General features: G+C 31.9%; 18 protein-coding genes. 8 read left to right on the top strand and 10 right to left on the bottom strand.

Annotated elements, in window-relative coordinates:
• The first annotated feature begins 31 nt into the window (after positions 1–31).
• Positions 32–1042 carry a 3-oxoacyl-ACP synthase III family protein gene (locus ACKTSU_RS09120; protein ID WP_408036072.1) on the top strand — a complete coding sequence of 337 codons (1011 nt, stop codon included), beginning with the start codon at positions 32–34 and terminating at the stop codon, positions 1040–1042.
• A gap of 53 nt (positions 1043–1095) precedes the next feature.
• Here the strand turns inward: ACKTSU_RS09120 and ACKTSU_RS09115 are convergent, their stop codons facing one another.
• Positions 1096–3465 (bottom strand): TonB-dependent receptor domain-containing protein, encoded by a 2370-nt coding sequence (locus ACKTSU_RS09115; RefSeq protein WP_408036071.1) that lies wholly within the window; start codon positions 3463–3465, stop codon positions 1096–1098.
• An 86-nt stretch (positions 3466–3551) separates the two neighbouring features.
• Positions 3552–5999, bottom strand: a complete 2448-nt coding sequence (locus tag ACKTSU_RS09110) for a TonB-dependent receptor domain-containing protein (protein WP_408036070.1) — start codon at positions 5997–5999, stop codon at positions 3552–3554.
• Positions 6000–6101: 102 nt separating this feature from the next.
• Here ACKTSU_RS09110 and ACKTSU_RS09105 point away from each other — a divergent pair, with 102 nt between their 5' ends.
• Entirely contained in the window at positions 6102–6464 is a 363-nt protein-coding gene (locus ACKTSU_RS09105) for a CoA-binding protein (RefSeq protein ID WP_408036069.1), read from the top strand.
• On the opposite strand, the gene ACKTSU_RS09100 is transcribed toward ACKTSU_RS09105, so the two are convergent.
• The 5 genes from ACKTSU_RS09100 to pyrR are packed head-to-tail and all read right to left on the bottom strand — an operon-like array spanning position 6461 to position 9617.
• A complete protein-coding gene (locus ACKTSU_RS09100; protein WP_408036068.1) occupies positions 6461–7402 on the bottom strand; it encodes a ribonuclease Z in 942 nt (313 codons plus the stop codon). The two genes, ACKTSU_RS09105 and ACKTSU_RS09100, sit on opposite strands and share 4 nt — an antisense overlap.
• A gap of 4 nt (positions 7403–7406) precedes the next feature.
• Positions 7407–7727 carry a T9SS type A sorting domain-containing protein gene (locus tag ACKTSU_RS09095; protein ID WP_408036067.1) on the bottom strand — a complete coding sequence of 107 codons (321 nt, stop codon included), beginning with the start codon at positions 7725–7727 and terminating at the stop codon, positions 7407–7409.
• Between the two features lie 43 nt (positions 7728–7770).
• Positions 7771–8103 carry a hypothetical protein gene (locus ACKTSU_RS09090; RefSeq protein WP_408036066.1) on the bottom strand — a complete coding sequence of 111 codons (333 nt, stop codon included), beginning with the start codon at positions 8101–8103 and terminating at the stop codon, positions 7771–7773.
• A 2-nt stretch (positions 8104–8105) separates the two neighbouring features.
• Positions 8106–9038 (bottom strand): aspartate carbamoyltransferase catalytic subunit, encoded by a 933-nt coding sequence (locus ACKTSU_RS09085; RefSeq protein WP_299002021.1) that lies wholly within the window; start codon positions 9036–9038, stop codon positions 8106–8108.
• Positions 9039–9062: 24 nt separating this feature from the next.
• A complete protein-coding gene (gene pyrR / locus ACKTSU_RS09080) occupies positions 9063–9617 on the bottom strand; it encodes a bifunctional pyr operon transcriptional regulator/uracil phosphoribosyltransferase PyrR (RefSeq protein ID WP_408036065.1) in 555 nt (184 codons plus the stop codon).
• 235 nt (positions 9618–9852) lie between these two features.
• Here pyrR and ACKTSU_RS09075 point away from each other — a divergent pair, with 235 nt between their 5' ends.
• On the top strand, positions 9853–11745 hold the full coding sequence (locus ACKTSU_RS09075) for a SulP family inorganic anion transporter (RefSeq protein WP_408036064.1): 1893 nt from the start codon (positions 9853–9855) through the stop codon (positions 11743–11745).
• A gap of 56 nt (positions 11746–11801) precedes the next feature.
• On the opposite strand, the gene ACKTSU_RS09070 is transcribed toward ACKTSU_RS09075, so the two are convergent.
• Positions 11802–12743, bottom strand: coding sequence for a hydrogen peroxide-inducible genes activator (locus tag ACKTSU_RS09070; RefSeq protein ID WP_408036063.1), 942 nt, complete (start codon positions 12741–12743; stop codon positions 11802–11804).
• Positions 12744–12859: 116 nt separating this feature from the next.
• On the opposite strand from ACKTSU_RS09070, the gene ACKTSU_RS09065 reads away from it, so the two are divergent.
• Positions 12860–13330: a Dps family protein gene (locus ACKTSU_RS09065; RefSeq protein ID WP_028890999.1), complete on the top strand. Its 471-nt coding sequence runs from the start codon at positions 12860–12862 to the stop codon at positions 13328–13330.
• Between the two features lie 130 nt (positions 13331–13460).
• Positions 13461–15122 (top strand): serine hydrolase, encoded by a 1662-nt coding sequence (locus ACKTSU_RS09060; RefSeq protein WP_408036062.1) that lies wholly within the window; start codon positions 13461–13463, stop codon positions 15120–15122.
• Here ACKTSU_RS09060 and ACKTSU_RS09055 read toward each other — a convergent pair.
• Together ACKTSU_RS09055 and ACKTSU_RS09050 are read right to left on the bottom strand one after the other, a co-directional pair.
• Positions 15119–15898 (bottom strand): sulfite exporter TauE/SafE family protein, encoded by a 780-nt coding sequence (locus tag ACKTSU_RS09055; RefSeq protein ID WP_408036061.1) that lies wholly within the window; start codon positions 15896–15898, stop codon positions 15119–15121. The two genes, ACKTSU_RS09060 and ACKTSU_RS09055, sit on opposite strands and share 4 nt — an antisense overlap.
• A 46-nt stretch (positions 15899–15944) precedes the next feature.
• Positions 15945–16865 (bottom strand): AraC family transcriptional regulator, encoded by a 921-nt coding sequence (locus tag ACKTSU_RS09050; protein ID WP_408036060.1) that lies wholly within the window; start codon positions 16863–16865, stop codon positions 15945–15947.
• A 199-nt stretch (positions 16866–17064) separates the two neighbouring features.
• Here ACKTSU_RS09050 and ACKTSU_RS09045 point away from each other — a divergent pair, with 199 nt between their 5' ends.
• From ACKTSU_RS09045 to acs, 3 genes are all read left to right on the top strand, one after another.
• The gene (locus ACKTSU_RS09045; RefSeq protein ID WP_408036059.1) at positions 17065–18564 is read left to right on the top strand and encodes an aldehyde dehydrogenase family protein; all 1500 of its coding nucleotides are present in this window, start codon (positions 17065–17067) and stop codon (positions 18562–18564) included.
• A gap of 53 nt (positions 18565–18617) precedes the next feature.
• On the top strand, positions 18618–18956 hold the full coding sequence (locus ACKTSU_RS09040) for a DUF779 domain-containing protein (protein WP_408036058.1): 339 nt from the start codon (positions 18618–18620) through the stop codon (positions 18954–18956).
• Positions 18957–19049: 93 nt separating this feature from the next.
• Entirely contained in the window at positions 19050–20957 is a 1908-nt protein-coding gene (gene acs, locus ACKTSU_RS09035; protein ID WP_408036057.1) for an acetate--CoA ligase, read from the top strand.
• Positions 20958–21167 lie beyond the last annotated feature (210 nt).

Below are 21167 nucleotides of genomic sequence, written 5' to 3'. Positions count from 1 at the left end.
GACAACAACAAAATAATCAACTTTAAAAAATATGTATAATTCAAAAATTACAGGATTAGGTTATTATGTTCCTGAGAACGTAGTGACTAACGATGACTTGACTCAGTTTATGGAGACGAGTGATGAATGGATACAAGAAAGAACTGGTATTAAAGAGCGTCGTTGGATCGACTCAAAAACTTCTGATGATTCTACATCGGTAATGGGAGCAAAAGCCGCTAGAATTGCCATTGAGCGTGCTGGATTGACTAAAGATGATATTGATTTTATCATTTTTGCTACGTTGAGTCCTGAATTATATTTTCCAGGAGGTGGTGTGCAAATTCAAGATTTGTTAGATATGCCAACTGTTGGAGCATTAGATGTTCGTAATCAATGTTCTGGATTTATTTATTCGCTTTCTGTAGCTGATCAGTTTATTAAAACAGGAATGTATAAAAATGTTTTAGTAATTGGTTCTGAAAATCACTCAGGTGGTTTAGAGCGTTCTACGCGTGGTCGTGGGGTTACTGTAATTTTTGGAGATGGAGCAGGGGCTGCCGTTTTATCACGTTCAGAAGAAGAAGGAAAAGGAATTTTATCTTCTCACTTACATTCTGAAGGAAAATATGCGAAAGAATTAATGTTAGAAGGTCCTTCAACAGGACGTTGGGTTCCTGAAATTATGGAAGCAAATGATCCGGATGATACTTCGTATTATCCATATATGAACGGTCAATTTGTATTTAAACATGCGGTTGTTCGTTTTTCAGAAGCAATCGTTGAAGGTTTACAAGCAAACGGATTGCAAAAAGAGGATATTGATATGTTAATTCCACATCAAGCGAATTTGCGTATTGCACAGTTTATTCAAAAAAAGTTCCAGTTGTCTGATGACAAGGTGTATAACAATATTATGAAGTATGGTAATACTACCGCAGCTTCTGTTATTATAGCACTTACTGAAGCTTGGGAAGAAGGAAAAATAAATGATGGAGATTTGGTAGTATTAGCTGCCTTTGGTAGTGGATTTACTTGGGGATCAGTAGTGATTCGTTGGTAATTTTACTTTATATATAAAATAAAAAAGCCGAAGTGTTAACTTCGGCTTTTTTATTAAAACATACCTCCTTGAGACTCATTGTCGTCTCTGTATTTTCTACTTTTACTCTTATTTTTACCACTTCCAAAATTATAGGAGAAGCCTAGATAGATAGAGTTATACTCCAGTGTATATTTTCCTTTTTGGATAAAAGGAGTATTAGACGTATAGTCAAAGTTTACATTATTAAAAATGTCAGTACCCCTTAAAGTAATACTCCCTTTACCATCAAATACCTTTAATCTAGCTCCTGCATTAATCATTGTATAAGGTTGTACAGCATATTGTATATTTTCACTTTTACCTCTAAAAATTGCTGATAATTGAAAGCTTAATTTTTTAGATGCTTTTATAGAGTTGCTTATACGTCCTTTTACTAAGGTGTTTTTTACCGTTTCAAAGTTACCATTTAAAACACCTTGAGAGTCTTGAATGTACGTTTCAAAAGAAGAATTGAGTGTCCACCATTTTTTTGGTTTAAAACTAGAAGAAAGTTCAATACCATAACTATCTGCATAATCGTAATTGGTAAACGAAGTAATGACTTTGTCAGGATTTTGTTCATCTTGCTGCAATAGTCGACCAATTTTATCATTTGTTCTTCGATAAAATGTTCCGAATGATATATAGCCTTTAGCGATTGTTTTTGTATAATTAAGTTCTAGAGAGTTTGTAAATTGCGGCTGTAAATTAAGGTTTCCTCTTGATATAGTTAGTGGAGAAAACCATTCTTGAATTGGCGTTACTTGATATGCAGAAGGTCTGTCAACTCTCCTACTATAGGCAAGTTGTAACTTATCTTTTTCAGTAAAGCTGTATAGAATTGATGCTGAAGGATACCAACTAAAAATATTATCTTTTAAAGTAGTGTTTCCTTGTTCAGTATTCGAAAAAAGAGCATCTAGGTAAAAATGTTCTAGTCTTAAGCCTGTCTGAATTGAAAATTTTTTGAACTCCTTGTTAAAATTTATATACCCTGAATAAATATCTCTATCATAATTTAACGTTGTATTTCCTACAGGTTCAAGAGAAGCAGAATCGTTTATCTTTTCTCTATCGGTAAGTATTAGATTGTAAAAATCTTGCTTTCTAAATTCAAATCCTAATTCTAGTTTTCCTGACTTTATAGGTTTTACATAATCAATGTTCAGTAACCAAAGTTTACGTGTGTCTTTAATGTCATTTGTATAATTATATTCTTTTGAATTGGTATTTATAAACTCTTCGTTAGTTGTTTTTTCAGGGTTTTTGGTTAAAGAGTGATTAAATTCAATTTCTAAATTCTGTCCTTTATCATCAAAATTGTAAACATAATCAGCATTATAGGTTTCGTTTTTTTGATTGTAATTAGAAAAACTTCTATTGTCAAAAGTCAAAGAATTGTTTTCGGTAACCAGTGTATTAGTTGTTAAACTATTGTTGTCAAAATTTTGAGATGTATATACCGATAATATACTTTGAGAAGTAATGTCTATATCTACACCAAATTTAATATTATGATTATTTGAGTTATTTAAGAAGTCAATGTCTTGAGTTAAGTTAATGTCAGTCCTTTCTAAATCATTAAAAGTTTCATAATCACCCCAACTAGTATTGTAGTTTAGATAAAAATTAGTAATTCCTGTCTTGTAATTGGTGTTTAAGATTATGTCGGGTTTGGTGTTTCTACTATGTTTAACACCTACAACCAAATTACCGTTAAAACCAATTTTAGTGTTCTTTTTTAGAATTAAATTGATAATACCACTCATACCTTCAGGAGTATATTTTGCTGAAGGATTTGTAATTATTTCAACACTTTTTACTGAATTAGAAGGTATTTGTTTTAATAACTGAGCTGTATTTACGTTGGAAGGTTTTCCATTTACTAAAACTCTAACATTTTCATTTCCTCTTAAACTTACAGTCCCAGAGAGTTGATTAACATCTACAGAAGGAATATTTTCAAGCATTTCTAAGGAGGTAGCTCCAGTTGCTGTTAAGTTGTTACCGACATGAATAATTTTTCTATCAATTTTTTGAATAATAGTTGAAGTTTCTCCTTGTATTTCAACTTCATCTAATTGAGTAGTATTTTCTTCAAGAAAGACTGTTCCTATTTTACTATTCTTTTTTAAGTCGATTTTCTTTTCAAAAGTTTTGTAACCAATAAATTGAAAAGTTAAAAGTAAATTTTCTTTAGGAAGTTTTTCAATTTTAAAATTACCTTTTTCATCAGAAATTGCACCTGTTAGTATTTCGTCAGAAGTATTTTTACAAGTAATAGTAACGAAAGGTATTGGTTGATTGTTTTTTTTGTCTAAAGTGGTTCCTGTAAGCTGTGAGTTTTGAGCTAGACACAAATAAGTGTTTAGGAATGAGATTAGTATTAGCAATTTTTTCATATGTTGAAGGGAATGAAATTGAGCTAAAAATAAAAAAAACGAAGTAAAATACTTCGTTTTTTCTAATAATTAATTAAAACTTAATTTTATAGGAAACCTCCGCCTCCTTGGTTTTCGTTATTATCGCGTTGTTTTCTAGCACGAGCTTTGTTTTTTCCTCCACCAAAATTGTAGTTAAATCCGATATACGCAGTTCTACTTTCCCATTTGAAACGTCCGTTTTGAACAAAAGGTCTTTCAGAGTTAAATTTAAATCTCATATCATTAAAAATGTCATTAACTCTAAGGTTGATATTTCCTTTTCCTTTAAGAATAGTGTAGTTGGCACCTATGTTAACCATTTTCATAGGGTCTACATCCCATTGAATGTCTTCTCTTGGACCTCTGTACATTGCAAATAACTGTAAACGTAATTTTTTAGATACTGTAAAACTATTGCTTATACGTGCATTAAAAATGTCTGTTTTAACTTCAAGAGTAGGAGCGTTAGGATCACTAAAATCGGTACTTCCAAATTGTTTTTGAGAATAATAATCCATACTAGCATTAGCTCTCCACCATTTTGCAATTTTATAGTTTACAGAGAATTCTAAACCATAAGCATCTGTGTCATCAAAATTGGCAAAAGTTAATATCTGTTTAGTATTTGTTTCATCTAAAGAATCCATGTAAGTAGCTCTATTGATTACATCGGTAATATTTCTATAAAAACTACCTAATGTTATCGATCCGCCTTTTATCTTTCTTGTATAGTTAAATTCAACCGAGTTTGTAAATTGAGGTACAAGATCAGGGTTACCAACTGAAGTGATTAAAGGAGTACTCCATTCTCTAATAGGGTTAACTTGTTGTATTCCAGGTCTGTCTACTCTTTTGCTATAGCTTAACTGAAATTGATCTGCTTCATTAGGATTATAAGTGAAAAAAGCAGAAGGATATACGCTGAAAATATCATCAGTAACTTTATCATTTTTTACATCACCATTTACGTCCAGTCCTGTAAAGTTTCCTTCAATTTTATATTGCTCAAAACGAGCTCCTAATTGCATAGATAGTTTACCAAATTGGTGACCATAGTTTACATAAGCAGAATAGATATCTCTGTCGTAAGTAAAATAAGAGTCTCCTACGTCTCTATATGTTTTATTACCATTAATATCTTCTAATACGATTTGTTGGTTTGTAAGGTTAATATTATCTGTACTGTTTACTCGATACTCTAATCCTAGTTCAAGTTTACCGTTTTTAGAGATAGGGTTTGTATAATCTAAATTTACTAATATACTTTTTCTATCATTATTAATATCATTGAAGTAGTCAGGTTGAGTACCTTCTAAGAAATAGTTATTTAAATAGTTTGGTGCATTGTTTTTAGAATAGTTAGCTTCAAATTCTATGTTATGACCTTCTTTAGCAAATTCATGTTTATAATTTACATTGTAAGCTTGATTGTGATTTTCATTGTTTTGAGTGTTAGGTGAATGCTCAATTAAATCACCATTATTATCTGTAATTATAGCACGTCCACTTGCATCACTAGTAAACCAATTTTGAGTTGTGTATAATGATAAAGTGTTTTTATCATCTAAATAAATATCAGCTCCAATTTTAAACAAGTGAGATTCATTATCGTTTGTAAAAACAAAATCTTGATAGTTTGTTCCAGGTCTATTAACATACCCAAAGTTGTAGCGTTCACCACCATTATATCCGTAGTTACCAAAGAAGTTTACTTTTCCTGTTTTATAATTCATGTTAGTAGAAGCATTGTAACGTACGAAATGACCAGCTTCAACCCCTGTGTTTATAGAACCATTAAATCCCATGTTGGCATTTTTATTAAGAATGATATTAATAATACCACTCATTCCTTCAGGATTGTATTTAGCTGAAGGGTTCGTGATTAACTCAACGCTTTTGATAGATGAAGAAGGAATTTGTTTTAATAATTCAGAAGCAGGTATGTTTGTAGGTTTTCCGTCTACAAGTACACGTACGTTTTCATTACCACGTAGGCTAATATTTCCTGATTGGCTATCCACACTTACCGATTGTACGTTGTTTAATAACTCAGAAGCAGTAGCTCCTGCTGAGGTTAAATCCTTACCAACATTAATTACTTTTCTGTCTACTTTTTGAGTTACAGAAGAAGTTTCAGCTCTAACTTCTACTTCATCTAAAGTAGTGCTGTCTTCTTCAAGAGAAATGACACCTAAGTCTATTTTATTTGATTTATTACTAACTGAAACAGGTTTTGAGAAAGTTTTATATCCAATAAATTGAACTTCAACAAAACTATTTCCTTCAGGTATGTTTTTTATTGAAAATAATCCAGCATCGTCGGTAATACCACCAGTCACAATTTTTTTAGCAGCATCTTTGATTATAATATTAACATATGGTAATGGTTGTTTAGTTGTTTGATCAACTACTTTACCAGAGATGATTCCCGGTTTAGGAAGATTACTCTTAGGCATTTGGGCAAACACGCTTGTGCTTAATACAGTTAAGAGTATTATGAATATGTTTTTCATTTGGTTGTTTTTTAGATTTAGATTGTTTTGATGCTTAATAGACTGCCCATAGAGTATTTTTGTTACTTTAGTTAACGTTGTTTAACGTAATATTAACATAAGATGAAAAAACGGACTTTAGTTCTTGGAGCTTCTTTAAATCCTACGAGATATTCCAATATTGCTATTAAAAGATTGATAAGTAGTGGTATAGAAACCTTGGCGTTAGGTGCTAGGGAAGGCAGAGTAGGTAATGTTGTTGTTGAAGTAGAGAAGAAACTTTTTTCTGATCTTGATACGGTAACTCTCTACCTGAATCCTGAACGTCAGAAAGAGTATTATGATTATATAGTTAGTTTACAACCACAAAGAGTTATTTTTAATCCAGGGACTGAAAATGTTGAGTTTATTAAAATTTTAAAAAATAGCGGGATTGAAGTTGAAATAGCCTGTACTTTAGTGCTTTTATCAACAAAGCAATATTAATTCAAAATTTCGATAGGAAAATCGTCTGTGCTATATAACTTTCCTGCTTCCGCTAGTTCTACATTTTTAAAAATAGTTTGAGCTTCAGCTTTAAAATCTTCTAAATTATTATACCTGCTAGAATAATGTCCAATAATTAATTTTTTTGCATTTGCTTGATTAGCGATAGAAGCAGCTTGTTCGGCTGTAGAATGTTTTGTTTTCTCACACAAATCTTCTCTATCTTTTAAAAAGGTAGCTTCATGATAGAGTAAATCAACATCTTTAATAATAGGAGTAATATCTGGTTTGTAAGCTGTATCACTACAAAAAGCGTAGCTTAATGGTTTAGGCGGATCAATGGTGAGTTCTTCGTTGGGAACTATTTCTCCTGTAGAAAGAACAAAATCTTTACCAGCTTTTATATTATGAAAATCACAAGTTTCTATCTCTTCATATTGCTGAATATTTTCAATATGTAACTTTCTAGGCTTAGGTTTTTCCGTGAACAAAAAGCCGTTTGTATATATTCTATGATCTAACGGAATGGTTCTCACAGAAACCTTGTCGTCTTCAAAAATAAGTTCACTTTCTTTAGAATCTAATTCATGAAAGATAATAGGATACTTAGTCCACGATTTTGAAACTTTTAATTGAAGTATTGTAACCTCTTTTATTCCTTTAGGACCGTAAATATGCAACTCTCTTTCACGGTTTAAAATACCGAAAGTTGAGATTAAACCGACTAAACCAAAGAAATGATCGCCATGTAAATGAGAAATGAAAATATGGTTGATTTTAGAAAAACCAACCTTGTATTTACGCATTTGTCGTTGAGTACCCTCACCACAATCAATTAAAAAATGTTGATTGTTAATTTCTAAATATTGGGCAGTAGGGTAGGCATTAACTCTAGGGGTTGCAGAATGACAACCTAAAATAGTCAAATGTAAACTCATTCATTTATTTTATTACAAAGCGTTTTGAAATAATTTCTTTATTGCTTTGTATTGCGTAAATGTACATTCCAGATTTTAAATCGTTACGTTGAAAAGGAAAAGAATTACGTCCTTTAACAACTTTTAATTCTTTATTATAAACTGTTTTACCTAACACATTTCTAACAGTTAAAATAACTGTTTGATCATTTTTAGCGTTAAAATAAATAGTAGTACTGTTCGTAAAAGGGTTTGGGGATGCAACCAACTTCTCTATTGATTTTTCTTGAGAAAAACCAACTGAAATTGCCAAGAAGAAAGTTAAAAATAGTATTTTTTTTACCATAGATTATCATTTAGGGGGAATGAATAATTACTAAAAAATAAGGTTAAAAACCTAAATCACGTTGAATATTTTCCATCTCAATAACATCTTTTGCTTCAATTAAAGTAGGAACGATGTTAAAAGTTTCAGGAAACTCATCAATATCTACATCTTTAGATACAACTACAAAAGACATGCCATTGTCTTGATGTTTATGAGCGTATTCCAAAAATAGCAAAATATTTTTGTTAGAGGCATTAAATTGCTCTGAAATTACAAGAATCAGGTTTTTTCCTGTAAGAGTAACATATTCTTTTTCAAAACTTTCAAAGAAATCTGAAAAGGAATTTTCGTCAGAGGTTATTAATGTATAATCTGTTTTGTGTTCTGTATTCATGGTTACCTTTTTATTTGTTGTGCTAACAAATAAATTACTGCCATACGTACAGCAACTCCGTTTTCTACTTGATTTAGAATAATAGATTGACTACTGTCGGCAACATCACTTGTTAGTTCTACACCACGGTTTATTGGCCCAGGGTGCATGATAACAATCTTTTTATCAAGGTTGTCTAAAATTTCTTTGTTGATACCAAAAAGTTGTGTGTACTCTCTTGTTGATGGGAAATATTTAATATCCATACGTTCGTGTTGTACACGTAAAACATTTGCTACATCACACCATTCTAATGCCTTTTTAAGGTTGGTTTCTACTTCAACTCCTAAGCTAGAAATATAACGAGGAATTAAAGTGGTAGGCCCACAAACTTTTACCTTAGCACCTTGTAATTGTAGCGCAAAAATATTTGATAAAGCTACACGTGAGTGTAATACATCACCAACAATTAAAATCTTTTTCCCTTTTAAATCGCTATTTAAAGCTTCACGCATTGAAAAACTATCTAACAATGCTTGTGTTGGATGTTCATGAGTACCATCACCAGCATTGATAATTTTAGCATCTACGTGTTTTGATAAGAAAATTCCAGCACCAACATTTGAATGACGCATCACAACAATATCAACTTTCATTGATAAAATGTTATTAACGGTATCAATTAGTGTTTCTCCTTTCTTTACAGATGATTGACCAGCAGAGAAATTAATAACATCTGCAGATAGACGTTTTTCAGCTAATTCAAAAGAAAGTTTTGTACGTGTACTATTTTCAAAAAATAAGTTGGCAATAGTAATATCGCGTAATGAAGGAACTTTTTTTATAGGTCTGTTAATGACTTCTTTAAAATGAGCAGCGGTTTCAAAAATAAGCTCAAGGTCATTTTTGTTAAGGTATTTAATTCCTAATAAATGTTCAACGCTTAACTGCTTCATCTTAGTTTGTTTTTTTAATCATAACTAATCAAGCTTTGAGGGCTTGGGTTCAAGGTAAATAGTATCTTCTTTATGAGTTTCTTGCCAACAAACAACTACTTTTTCTTCGTTGATGGCATCTACTTGTCTTCCACGATAATTAGGTTGAATTGGTAAATGACGACTAAAACGGCGATCAATTAATACCAATAACTCGATGTTGTCAGGTCTTCCGTACGATTGTAATGCCGTTAAAGCACTTCGTACGCTTCTTCCTGAGTATAAAACATCGTCAATAATTACCACTTTTTTGTCTTCAATTAAAAAGTCTATTTGAGTTGAAGTGGCTTCTAATGGTTCTTGTCTTCTGCGAAAATCATCACGATAAAAAGTAATATCTAAAAGACCTAATTGTAAGTCTTTTATATTGTATTCCTTTCTTAGTAATTTAGCTAATCGATTAGCTAAATAAGTACCTCTAGGCTGTAATCCTATTAAAACGGTATTAGAAAAATCGTTGTGATTCTCGATTAACTGACACGCTAATCGATGCAGAATGATTTCAATTTCTTTCGAAGTAAGTAGTGTTTTTCTGCTCATTTGTTGCTACCAAATTGGTTTGATAGTTCAACGTTCAAAATTACGGTAAAAAATTACGCTGACAAAATTAAACTTAATGAAACATCCAATAAATTTCAATCATAAAATAAGGAATTAATTAAGGTGTTCCATGTGATCTTAGAAGAATAATTAATAATTAAGACAAGAAACGTAAAACTTGGTCTATAAAATTATCTTTACATTTGCGCACTTTTACAAAAGACTCTTAGAAATTATGATGAAATACATTAAAAGTAAGAAGATTAACATAAAAGATGATTCGTTAGCAGGTATAACAGTATCGTTAGCCATGATACCAGAAGTAGTAGCTTTTGCTTTCGTAGCTCAAATAAGTCCTATTGTAGCGTTGTTTGGTGCTTTTGTTATAGGAATCATTTCTGCAATTTTTGGAGGTAGACCAGGATTGATTTCTGGAGCAGCAGGAGCTGTAGCTGTAATTTTTGTTACGATGATACAAGAAGGACATGCAAAAGGGTTATTATTTGATACACCTGTTGAAAATATGGGATATTTCTATTTATTAGCTGCTGTAGTTTTAATGGGAATCATTCAGGTTTTAGCAGGAGTATTTAAGCTAGGAAAGTTAGTTAGATTAATTCCACACCCTGTAATGATGGGATTTGTAAACGGTTTAGCAATAGTTATTTTTATAGCGCAATTAGGAATGTTCAAAGAAAATAAGAAAGATATTTTCGGACAAAATATGCGTAATACTGAATCGAAAGAATTGGTATATAAAGTAGCAGACAATGAAGTGCAAGATTTAGTATCAAATGCGGCTTTGTTTTCAATCAAAGGAAACTCAATTATCAACAATCAAACAAACCAAGAAGTCTTTGTAAAGTCAGATACACAGGTTTTTGATGCGAAAACTCAGAAAGTTGTTTATAACATAGAACAAGATGGATTCTATTCAGTAAAAGATAGTGGGGTTGTAAAATCTACTTTACAAGGAACAAAGTTGTATACTATGGTTGGACTAGTGTTGTTAACGATGTTAATTATATGGTTGCTTCCTAAAGTAACAACGAAAGTACCAGCGGCATTAACGGCTATTTTAATTGTAACATTTGTGTCTATTATTGGAGGATTAGAGTCTATCAATGTTGGAGATTTTATTAGAGATGGTGGTGGAGCTGGTTTAAATGGTTTTGACGAAATTTCTAAGAAAATGAATTTAGCAGAGCTTTGGAGTCATTTACCATTCAATTTAGATACGCTGAAATTTATTGTGCCGTATGCCTTTTTAGCAGCTTCAGTTGGGTTGATTGAAACTTTGATGACGATGAATTTAGTAGATGAATTAACAGATTCGAGAGGAGATGGTAATAAAGAATGTATAGCACAAGGAGCAGGAAACATGTTAAGCGGAATGTTTGGAGGAACTGGTGGTTGTGGTATGATTGGACAAACAGTAATTAACATTAATGCAGGTGGTAGAGGACGCTTATCAGGAGTTATGATGGCGGTTACTTTGTTAATTTTTATCCTTTTTGCAGATAAATATATCGAACAAGTACCTATTGCTGCTTTAGTAGGAGTAATGTTTATGATGGTGATCGATACGTTTGCGTGGTCAAGTTTTAGAATTATGAATAAGATTCCAAAATCGGATGCAATTGTATTAATCATAGTATCTGCGGTGACTGTAATTTTTGATTTAGCAATTGCTGTATTTGTTGGAGTTATTATTTCAGCATTAGTTTTTGCATGGGAAAATGCCAAGAAAATTAGAGCGAGAAAACGATTTAAAGAAGATGGAACCAAGATTTACGAAATTTGGGGACCTTTATTCTTCGGAAGTATCACTGCTTTTAATGAAAAGTTTGATATAAAGAATGATCCAAAGAATATAGAGATTGATTTTGTTGAGTCTCGCATCTCAGATCACTCAGCTATTGAAGCTATTTTTATACTAGTTGAAAAATATCAAAAGGCAGGAAAAAAGGTAACGTTAAAGCATTTAAGTGAAGATTGTAAGGTGTTGCTGTATAAAGCAAGCCCGATTTTTTCAGATGTTATTGAAGAGGCGGTAGATGATCCTCGTTATCATTTAGCAGCAAATCCAGAAGATTTTCCAAAGCCATTATCAGAATATAGTTTTTAAATAAAAATCCCGCAATTGCGGGATTTTTATTTTGATATAAATCGTTTTTTGTACAACTAGCTTTTTTGAAGTGGACTTATAATTTCTACATCACTAAAAGCGATAGCACCCCTAATAACACTATCAATAGTGTTTTTTAAAGCTTCAATCAGTTGCATTTTTAATTGTGATTTATGATAAATTAAACTTACTTCACGTGCAGGAGGTGGAGTTTCAAATTCTCTTAAATGAGCTTTGTCTCTATCATTTAAATCTAAGGTGTTTAAATAAGGAAGTAAGGTCATTCCTAATCCATCTTTAGATAACTTGATAAGTGTATCAAAGCTTCCGCTCTCTAGTTGAAAATGATGTGTAGCACTTCTTTTATTTGTTCTACAAAGGTTAATTACGCTGTCTTTAAAACAATGCCCGTCTTCAAGTAATAATATATCGTCGACTTCTAAGTCGTCTACCTTTAGTTTCTTTTGCTTGTATAAGCGATGCTCACTAGGAACTAAACCAACAAAAGGTTCATAATATAAAACACGTTCTTTAATAGCTTCATTTTCTAATGGAGTGGCAGCAATGGCAGCATCGATATATCCATCCATTAACTTTCTAACTATTTCTTCAGTAGTCAACTCTTCAATGATTAATTTTACTTTAGGATAGTTTTTACTAAAAGTTTTTAAGAACATAGGAAGTAAAGTAGGCATAATGGTAGGAATAATTCCTACTCTAAACTCTCCTCCAATATATCCTTTTTGTTGGTGAACAATATCTATAATACGGTTACTTTCATCAACAATAACTTTAGCTTGTTCTACAATACGTTTTCCTACTTCTGTTAGCTCTATAGGTTTTTTTGAACGATTAAAAATTTTAGCATCTAATTCTTCTTCTAACTTTTGAATTTGCATACTAAGAGTTGGTTGTGTTACAAAACAATGTTCTGCAGCAATCGTAAAGTTTTTATATTCAGCAACAGCAAGTGTATATTTTAATTGCGTTATAGTCATTTGTATAATAATTTTCGATAAAGATATTAAAACAATCAATAACCTTTATAGTTTAAGTGTGAAAAGTTGCGCTAAATTTGCAGTAGAAAAAGTAAAAAACTTAAAATCAACATACTATGACAACTACAATTCTAGGGTTAGACAAGCAAAAAACGACAACATTAGTAAATGAGTTAAATACTTTGTTAGCTAACTTTCAAGTATATTATCAAAACGCAAGAGGTTTACACTGGAATATTAAAGGGAAAAACTTTTTTGAGTTGCACATGAAATTTGAAGAGTTTTATACAGATGCGCAAGAAAAAGTAGATTTAATCGCAGAGCGAATTTTAACGTTACAAGGAACTCCTTTACATACTTTTGATGATTATACAAGTGTATCTAAAGTTCCTGTAGGAAAAAACATTTCAAACGATGTCGAAGCAGTTAAATTAATTATTAGTTCATTGTCTGAATTATTAAAAATAGAACGTACAATTCTTGATTTGTCTGATGAAGCAGAAGACGAAGGAACAAACTCAATGATGAGCGATTTTATTGCAGAACAAGAGAAAACGATATGGATGATGAATGCTTGGTTAGGCTAAGAAAGAATCATCTATTTTTTTAGGGGATATAAAAGCAACGTGTACACGTTGCTTTTTTGGTTTTAGGTAAAGCTATGTAACCTTTTTGCTTTTTTGTCGTCCTAAATGTAATAATCATGAAAAAAAACAAATGAAAAACCGAATCCAAATTAAAAAACTACAGCTCTTCTCTTTATGTTTTTTATTAACAAGTATAGTTTCTGCTCAAAGTTTAGAGTCAAAAATTGATAAAGTTTTAAAAGCTCAATTTAAAGATAATGAAAGTGGAGTTGTTGCTTTGGTTGCTAAAAAAGGAAATGTTCTTTACAGAAAAGCCTATGGAAAGGCGAATCTAGAATTAGATGTAAATATGAAACCAGAAAATGTTTTTGAGGTTGGTTCAATTACCAAACAGTTTACAGCAGTTTCAATATTAATGTTGTTAGAAGAAGGAAAATTGAGTTTAGAAGATGACATCACAAAATATATACCTGATTATCCTACTAAAGGAAAACAAATTACCATACACCACTTATTAACTCATACATCAGGGATTAAAAGCTACACTTCAATGCAAAAATTCGGAGAAGTAACAACTAAAGATATTGAGCCTTTAAAATTTATCGATTTTTTTAAAAATGAACCGATGGATTTTGAACCAGGAGAAAAATATTTATACAACAATTCAGGATATTTTATTTTAGGGTACATTATTGAAAAGGTAAGTGGAATGAGCTACCCCAAATTTGTTGAAGAGCGAATTTTCAAGAAATTAAATATGAATTCTTCTTATTACGGAAGTCGTACAAAACTGATTAAAAACCGAGCTAAAGGGTATCGAATGAGAAATGGGGAATATTCAAATGCTCAATATATAAGTATGTCATTACCATATGCAGCAGGGTCAATTATGTCAAATGTAGATGATATGTTAAAATGGCAAACTGCAATTAGTAGCAATGTATTGGTGAAAAAAGAAACAATTAATAAAGCTTTTACCAATTACACATTAAACAATGGTAGGAAAATTAATTATGGATATGGGTGGCACCTAAATGAAATAAATGGATTACAAACTATTGAACATGGTGGGGCAATACCAGGGTATAAATCTATGGGAGTATATGTACCGAGTGAAGATGTGTATGTAATTGTATTTTCTAATTGTGGGTGTAAATCTCCAACAGACTTAGCTATAAAAATAGCAGGGTTGGCTATTGATAAACCTTTTACTGTAGCTGAAAGTAGTTTTTCTATACCAAAAGAAGAATTAAATAAATGGGTCGGAGCTTATAAGTTTGAAGACGGAGCGGTTCGTTTTATTACGTTAAAAGGAAATCAATTATATAGTCAAAGAGAAGGTAGTTCAAGTAGCTTTAAGATGTATCCAACATCACCAAATAATTTTTCTTTTGAAGATGGTTTTTATACCTACAAGTTTTCAGAAAAACAAGGAAAGAAAACAGCTGTTTTTCAAAATAGAATTAATAAAGAAATAGGTGTGTTTACTGATAAAGAAGCTCCGAAAGAGAAGAAGGAAATTTCAGTAGCTCCAGAAGTTTTAAAAAGATATGAGGGTAAATATGAGTTGCAACCAGGTTTTGTTATTACTATAACGTCTAAGGAAAGTAAGTTATTTGCACAAGCTACAGGACAACCACAGTTTCAGTTATTTGCTGAAGCTCAAACAAAATTCTTTTTAAAGGTTGTACAAGCTAGTATAGAATTCCATCAAGATGATAAAGGAAACACTCATTCATTAACACTATATCAGGGAGGAAGAGAAATGAAAGGTGTTAAACAACCAAATTAAAACAAATATTTAATTAAAATACGAATACTTACAAAGGCAATCAAAATAGCGGTTGCCTTTTTTAGTTGTGTAGGGGTAAAAAATTGGTTACTCATTCTGCTACCAATTTGACCTCCAATAAAAACGGTGATTAATAAAATAGAAGTAAGTTTCCAGTCGATAGAAAACTCAGGGTTCGTATACTGACCTATCAATCCGGATATAGAGTTTACTAAAATGAAAAAACTTGCTGTAGCTGCTATTTTTTTAGGAGTATCCCAATTGGTTAAATGAAGTAGCGGAGCTAAGAAAATACCACCACCAATACCGACCATTCCAGAGATAAAACCAATAACCCCACCATAACCAGCATTTTTTGCAAGGTTTAAGTCATTGGTGTTGTTGCTATTGGTAACTACTTTGTTAGAAATCCACATGGTAATAGCAGCAAAAAGTAATGTAAAGCCTAAGAGAATAAAGAAAAACGTTTGACTTATTCGTAGGTATCCACCTAAAAAAGCTAAAGGAATACTAAATAAAGTAAGCGGAATAACCTTTTTCCAGTTGTATTGCTTTTGTTGTATGTATAGTAAAACATTTCCGGTAACGACCATCACATTACATAGTAAAGCAGTAGCTCTTATTTGTGTGAAAAGTAATCCTGTAAGCGCTAAAACAGCTAAATAACTTGAGCCTCCACCAAAACCAACTGAAGAGTATAGAACAGCTACAATAAAAAAAAGTAAGATTATGTACCAATTAGTACTTAAAACATCTAAAAAAAGCGTGATTACCATAGTAAACAAATGTAAAGATAAAAGCTTTTTGAAAAAGAATAGAGACTTATCCTTTTATAAAAGACTTTTTAAACTGCTGAGGAGTAATCATCTCCATTTTTTTAAACTGTCTGTTAAAATAGCTAATATTATTAAACCCTGATTTGTAGGCTATTTCAGAAATACGTAGGTTTTTAGATTGTTTGATAAGCTTTTTTGAAAATTTAATTTTTTCAGAATTGATATAGTCTATAGGAGAAATACCTAAGGTGTTTTTAAATTTTTTATGAAAATGAGAGGTACTCATACAAGCCTTTTCAGCTAAAAGCTCAACGGTAATATCTTTATTAGTAAGGTTGTTTTTTATAAATTTAATAACCATACCTATACGAGTATCAGAAAACGTATCTGTAGGATTATTTAAAATGAATGCTTTAGCTTTGGTTTGTAACAGCCTAACAATCAGTTCTTGTATCATAAGATCAAGAAGAATGTCTTTAGATTTGTTTTGATCAGTAAATGTATGAACTAAACGCCCTACTAAGTGATTAATATCTGTATTATGAACTAAGTGTGATGAAGTGTCATTCAAATTCCAGTTATTATTTTCACGTTCTATAGCTACGTTGTGGTTGAACTTTTCAACAATTTCTTCTATTTTATGTGAATCGATACCTAGTGCTAAGCATTGAGTAGGGTTATTTTTATCTGCCAAAGGAAAATCAATAATCATTTCTTTGTTTTTAGGCATAACCACAGATTCTCCCGGAAAAAAATCAAAAGGATCCATTCCTTCTAGATGCATTATTTTCTTACCAGTTAGCATACTGGCAATAACAGGAAAGTCAAAAGTTAATGAAACTTGTTCAGCATGCTTATGAGTTTCAAAAATATTTAACTCAGCATATTCTGCATTATAGGTGGTTCTATTTTCAACTAAAGTTGTGAGTTTTCGGCTTTCCTTATGTCTACTTAATAAATGATTCATAATCAATAGTACAAAATTCTATTTGTGTTTTTTGGGGAATAATAGATATGTGTTACAATTTAATAAATATGTTCAATGTATTGGTTATGTGATATTATAAATTTACCAAAATTACGAAATATTCATTTTTATGTATGATTAATTAAGAAAATGTTATTTCACTAACTAAATTCAAATAAAACACAAAAATACAAAGTTTATGAGTTATACTAAACCAAAGTTTAAAGACACGTATGCTAATTTTATTAATGGAGAGTTTGTAGCTCCGTTAGGAGGAGAATACTTCGAAAATAGATCTCCAGTAGATAATAGTATCATAGCAAAATATCCAAGATCACAAAAAGAAGATGTAGAGTTAGCGTTAGATGCTGCTAATGCCGCTAAAGAAAGTTGGGGAAATACTTCTGCAGCAGAAAGAGCTTCGTTATTAAATAAAGTTGCGGATATTATTGAAGCGAATTTAGAAGAGTTTGCGCTAGTTGAAACTTGTGATAACGGAAAACCTATAAGAGAAACCTTAAATGCAGATGTTCCTTTAGCGGTAGATCATTGGCGTTATTTTGCTGCAGCTATTAGAGCTGAAGAGGGTAGTGCTACAGAACTTGATAAAAACACCTTATCAATGAACATTAAAGAGCCTTTAGGGGTTGTAGGGCAAATTATTCCATGGAACTTCCCTCTTTTAATGTTGTCATGGAAGTTGCCTCCTGCATTAGCAACAGGAAACTGTGTGGTATTAAAACCAGCAGAGCAAACTCCATCATCAGCAACATTGTTAATGGAAAAAATAGCAGGTGTTTTTCCTCCAGGAGTGTTAAACGTAGTGCATGGTTTTGGACCTGAAGCAGGAAAACCATTGGCATCGAGCCCAAGAATAGATAAAGTAGCTTTTACAGGTGAAACTACTACAGGACAGTTGATTATGCAGTATGCTTCTAAAAACTTAAATCCTGTTACAATGGAGTTAGGAGGGAAGTCTCCAAACATCTTCTTTAATAGTGTAATGGATGAAGATGATGCGTTTTTAGATAAAGCAATTGAAGGGGCAGTTTTATTTGCATTTAATCAAGGTGAAGTTTGTACCTGTCCATCACGTATTTTAGTACAAGAAGATATTTACGACAAGTTTATGGAACGTGTGGTAGCAAGAACAGAAGCTATTGTACAAAATAGTCCATATGATGTAAATACAATGGTTGGTGCACAGGCATCTAACGATCAATACGAAAAAATTCAAGCATATATAAAAATAGGAAAAGAAGAAGGGGCAAAAGTATTATGTGGTGGAGAAGCTAATAAGCTAGATGGAGATTTAGCAAATGGTTTTTACATCAAGCCAACTATTTTAGAAGGGCATAATAAGATGCGTGTGTTCCAAGAAGAGATTTTCGGACCAGTAGTTTGTGTTACAAAGTTTAAAGATGAAGCAGAAGCTTTAGAGATAGCAAACGACACAATGTACGGATTAGGAGCAGGAGTTTGGACACGTGATGCGCATCAATTATATCAAATTCCAAGAGCGATTAAAGCAGGTAGAGTTTGGGTAAATTGTTACCACGCATACCCTGCACATGCGCCTTTTGGAGGTTACAAAAAATCAGGATTTGGTAGAGAGACCCACTTAATGATGATGGACCACTATCGTCAGACTAAAAACATGTTGATATCGTACGATAAAAACAAGTTAGGGTTCTTTTAGTTGTTTGAAAATACTGAGCTTTTTCAAGCTCAGTATTTTATAATTAAAAAAAGATGGAAAGAGTAGCAATAACAGATGCGGCAAAAGCGATAGTCGAAAAACTAAAAAAACAACATGGAGATTTGATTTTTCATCAAAGTGGGGGTTGTTGTGATGGTTCATCACCAATGATTTTCCCTAAAGACGAAATGTATTTAGATGAAAGTGATGTTTTGTTAGGAGTGTTAGAAGAAGTCCCTTTTTATATGAATAGAGACCAATTTGAATATTGGAAACATACGCATTTAACAATAGACATAACTGAAGGCAGAGGTTCTAGTTTCTCATTAGAAATACCTTTAGGAGTTCGTTTTATTGTGCATTCTCGCTTATTGCAAAATGAAGAAGATTGATTTATGTTTTAAGAAGAAGAAATTAATAAGTTGATAAACAATTAAAAATGATTTATTTTAGTGGCTTAAGCTAAAATAAAAAGGTGTATAAGAATGAGTAACTATCACGTAAAAACATTAGAAGAATATTTTCAATTATATAGAAAGTCAGTAAGAAATCCAGAATTATTTTGGGAAGAAATAGCAGAAGAGCACTTCGTTTGGAGAAAAAAATGGGATACAGTTGTAGAGTACGATTTTTCAAAACCAGAGTTTACATGGTTTGAAGGAGCAAAACTAAATATTACAGAAAACTGTATAGATCGTCACATACATATTAGAGGAGATAAAACAGCTATTTTATTTGAACCTAATAATCCTGATGAAGAAGCAGAGCACATTTCTTACAAGGAATTACACAAGCGCGTATGTAAGTTTGCGAATGTGTTAAAAGAACAAGGAATTAAAAAAGGAGATAGAGTTTGTATTTATTTACCGATGATTCCTGAGTTAGCAATTTCTATTTTAGCTTGTGCTCGAATAGGAGCAGTACATTCTGTAGTGTTTGCAGGGTTCTCATCTACAGCTTTAGCTACCAGAATTAACGATTGTGGAGCAAAAATGGTGATTACTTCCGATGGCTCTTACAGAGGAGCGAAAACAATCGATTTAAAAAGTATTGTAGATGAAGCCTTAGAGAGTTGTCCATCCATAGAAACAGTATTAGTAGCGAAACGAATTCATTCTGATATAGAATTAAAAGAAGGTCGTGATAAATGGTTAGCACCTTTGTTAGAAGAAGCTTATCAAGATTGTGTTCCTGAAATTATGGATGCTGAAGATCCGTTGTTTATTTTGTATACCTCTGGTTCAACAGGAAGTCCTAAAGGAATGTTACATACCACAGCGGGGTACATGGTGTACACGGCATATACGTTTAAAAATGTATTCAATTATAAAGAAAACGATATTTATTGGTGTACGGCAGATATTGGTTGGATTACTGGGCATAGTTACATTGTATACGGTCCGTTAGCCAATGGAGCTACAACAGTAATGTTTGAAGGAGTACCTAGTTATCCTGACTTTGGTCGTTTTTGGGAAATTATTGAGAAACATAAAATAACTCAGTTTTATACTGCACCTACAGCCATTAGAGCTTTGGCAAAAGAGAATTTAGATTTTGTAGATAGTCACGATCTATCGTCATTAAAAGTATTAGGTACGGTAGGAGAACCAATTAATGAAGAAGCGTGGCACTGGTATAATGACAATGTAGGAAAAAAGAAAAACCCAATTGTAGATACTTGGTGGCAAACGGAAACAGGAGGAATCATGATTTCACCGTTACCATATTTAACACCAACCAAACCAACGTATGCAACGTTACCACTTCCTGGAATTCAATTAGCGTTAATTGATGAGAATGGAAAAGAAATTAAAGGAAATCAAGTAGACGGTCGTTTGTGTGTAAAGTATCCTTGGCCTTCTATGGCAAGATCAATTTGGGGAAATCATCAACGTTATAAAGAAACTTATTTCTCTGCGTATGATAATATGTATTTTACTGGAGATGGAGCACTACGTGACGAAGTTGGGTATTATAGAATTACTGGTCGTGTAGATGATGTAATTATTGTTTCTGGTCATAATTTAGGTACTGCACCTATTGAAGATTCTGTAAATGAGCATCCAGCAGTAGCAGAAAGTGCCATTGTAGGTTTCCCTCACGATGTTAAAGGAAATGCGTTGTACGGTTATGTGATTTTAAAAGAAACAGGAGAAGAAAGAAATCAAGACAATCTTCGAAAGGAAATAAATCAAATAATAACCGAACATATTGGTCCGATAGCAAAATTAGATAAAATTCAATTTGTTGAAGGATTGCCTAAAACACGTTCAGGAAAAATTATGAGACGTATTTTACGTAAAATAGCACATAATGAATTGAGTAACTTAGGAGATGTTTCAACATTATTAAATCCAGAAGTTGTAGAAAACATCATAAAAGAAAGACTTTAGTTATAGAAAATAAATAGTGTATTAAAAATTGTAAAACCAACATATTTGTTAATGTGTTGGTTTTCTTTTGTTTAAAACTTTAGGATTGAGATTAGTTAAAGATTTGTTAAAGCAGTTAACGTTTTGTTGAGGTAGATTTAAACTGGAGCTAAAATATTCTTAAAGTTAGTGTTGTTGATTTGCGCCTATAAAAACTAAATAAAATTTAAC

The organism is Tenacibaculum aestuarii, from assembly GCF_964510395.1.
In the GTDB taxonomy this organism is placed as follows: Bacteria; Bacteroidota; Bacteroidia; order Flavobacteriales; family Flavobacteriaceae; genus Polaribacter; species Polaribacter aestuarii.
Note: the sequence above shows the minus strand (reverse complement) of the source record. Positions and strands in the feature narration are given on the sequence as shown.

Excerpts from the sequence above, each read along its gene's own strand:
- ACKTSU_RS09120 (WP_408036072.1), top strand. The coding sequence starts at position 32 with ATGTATAATTCAAAAATTACAGGATTAGGTTATTATGTTCCTGAGAAC.
- ACKTSU_RS09115 (WP_408036071.1), bottom strand. The coding sequence starts at position 3,465 with ATGAAAAAATTGCTAATACTAATCTCATTCCTAAACACTTATTTGTGT.
- ACKTSU_RS09110 (WP_408036070.1), bottom strand. The coding sequence starts at position 5,999 with ATGAAAAACATATTCATAATACTCTTAACTGTATTAAGCACAAGCGTG.
- ACKTSU_RS09105 (WP_408036069.1), top strand. The coding sequence starts at position 6,102 with ATGAAAAAACGGACTTTAGTTCTTGGAGCTTCTTTAAATCCTACGAGA.
- ACKTSU_RS09100 (WP_408036068.1), bottom strand. The coding sequence starts at position 7,402 with ATGAGTTTACATTTGACTATTTTAGGTTGTCATTCTGCAACCCCTAGA.
- ACKTSU_RS09095 (WP_408036067.1), bottom strand. The coding sequence starts at position 7,727 with ATGGTAAAAAAAATACTATTTTTAACTTTCTTCTTGGCAATTTCAGTT.
- ACKTSU_RS09090 (WP_408036066.1), bottom strand. The coding sequence starts at position 8,103 with ATGAATACAGAACACAAAACAGATTATACATTAATAACCTCTGACGAA.
- ACKTSU_RS09085 (WP_299002021.1), bottom strand. The coding sequence starts at position 9,038 with ATGAAGCAGTTAAGCGTTGAACATTTATTAGGAATTAAATACCTTAAC.
- pyrR (WP_408036065.1), bottom strand. The coding sequence starts at position 9,617 with ATGAGCAGAAAAACACTACTTACTTCGAAAGAAATTGAAATCATTCTG.
- ACKTSU_RS09075 (WP_408036064.1), top strand. The coding sequence starts at position 9,853 with ATGATGAAATACATTAAAAGTAAGAAGATTAACATAAAAGATGATTCG.
- ACKTSU_RS09070 (WP_408036063.1), bottom strand. The coding sequence starts at position 12,743 with ATGACTATAACGCAATTAAAATATACACTTGCTGTTGCTGAATATAAA.
- ACKTSU_RS09065 (WP_028890999.1), top strand. The coding sequence starts at position 12,860 with ATGACAACTACAATTCTAGGGTTAGACAAGCAAAAAACGACAACATTA.
- ACKTSU_RS09060 (WP_408036062.1), top strand. The coding sequence starts at position 13,461 with ATGAAAAACCGAATCCAAATTAAAAAACTACAGCTCTTCTCTTTATGT.
- ACKTSU_RS09055 (WP_408036061.1), bottom strand. The coding sequence starts at position 15,898 with ATGGTAATCACGCTTTTTTTAGATGTTTTAAGTACTAATTGGTACATA.
- ACKTSU_RS09050 (WP_408036060.1), bottom strand. The coding sequence starts at position 16,865 with ATGAATCATTTATTAAGTAGACATAAGGAAAGCCGAAAACTCACAACT.
- ACKTSU_RS09045 (WP_408036059.1), top strand. The coding sequence starts at position 17,065 with ATGAGTTATACTAAACCAAAGTTTAAAGACACGTATGCTAATTTTATT.
- ACKTSU_RS09040 (WP_408036058.1), top strand. The coding sequence starts at position 18,618 with ATGGAAAGAGTAGCAATAACAGATGCGGCAAAAGCGATAGTCGAAAAA.
- acs (WP_408036057.1), top strand. The coding sequence starts at position 19,050 with ATGAGTAACTATCACGTAAAAACATTAGAAGAATATTTTCAATTATAT.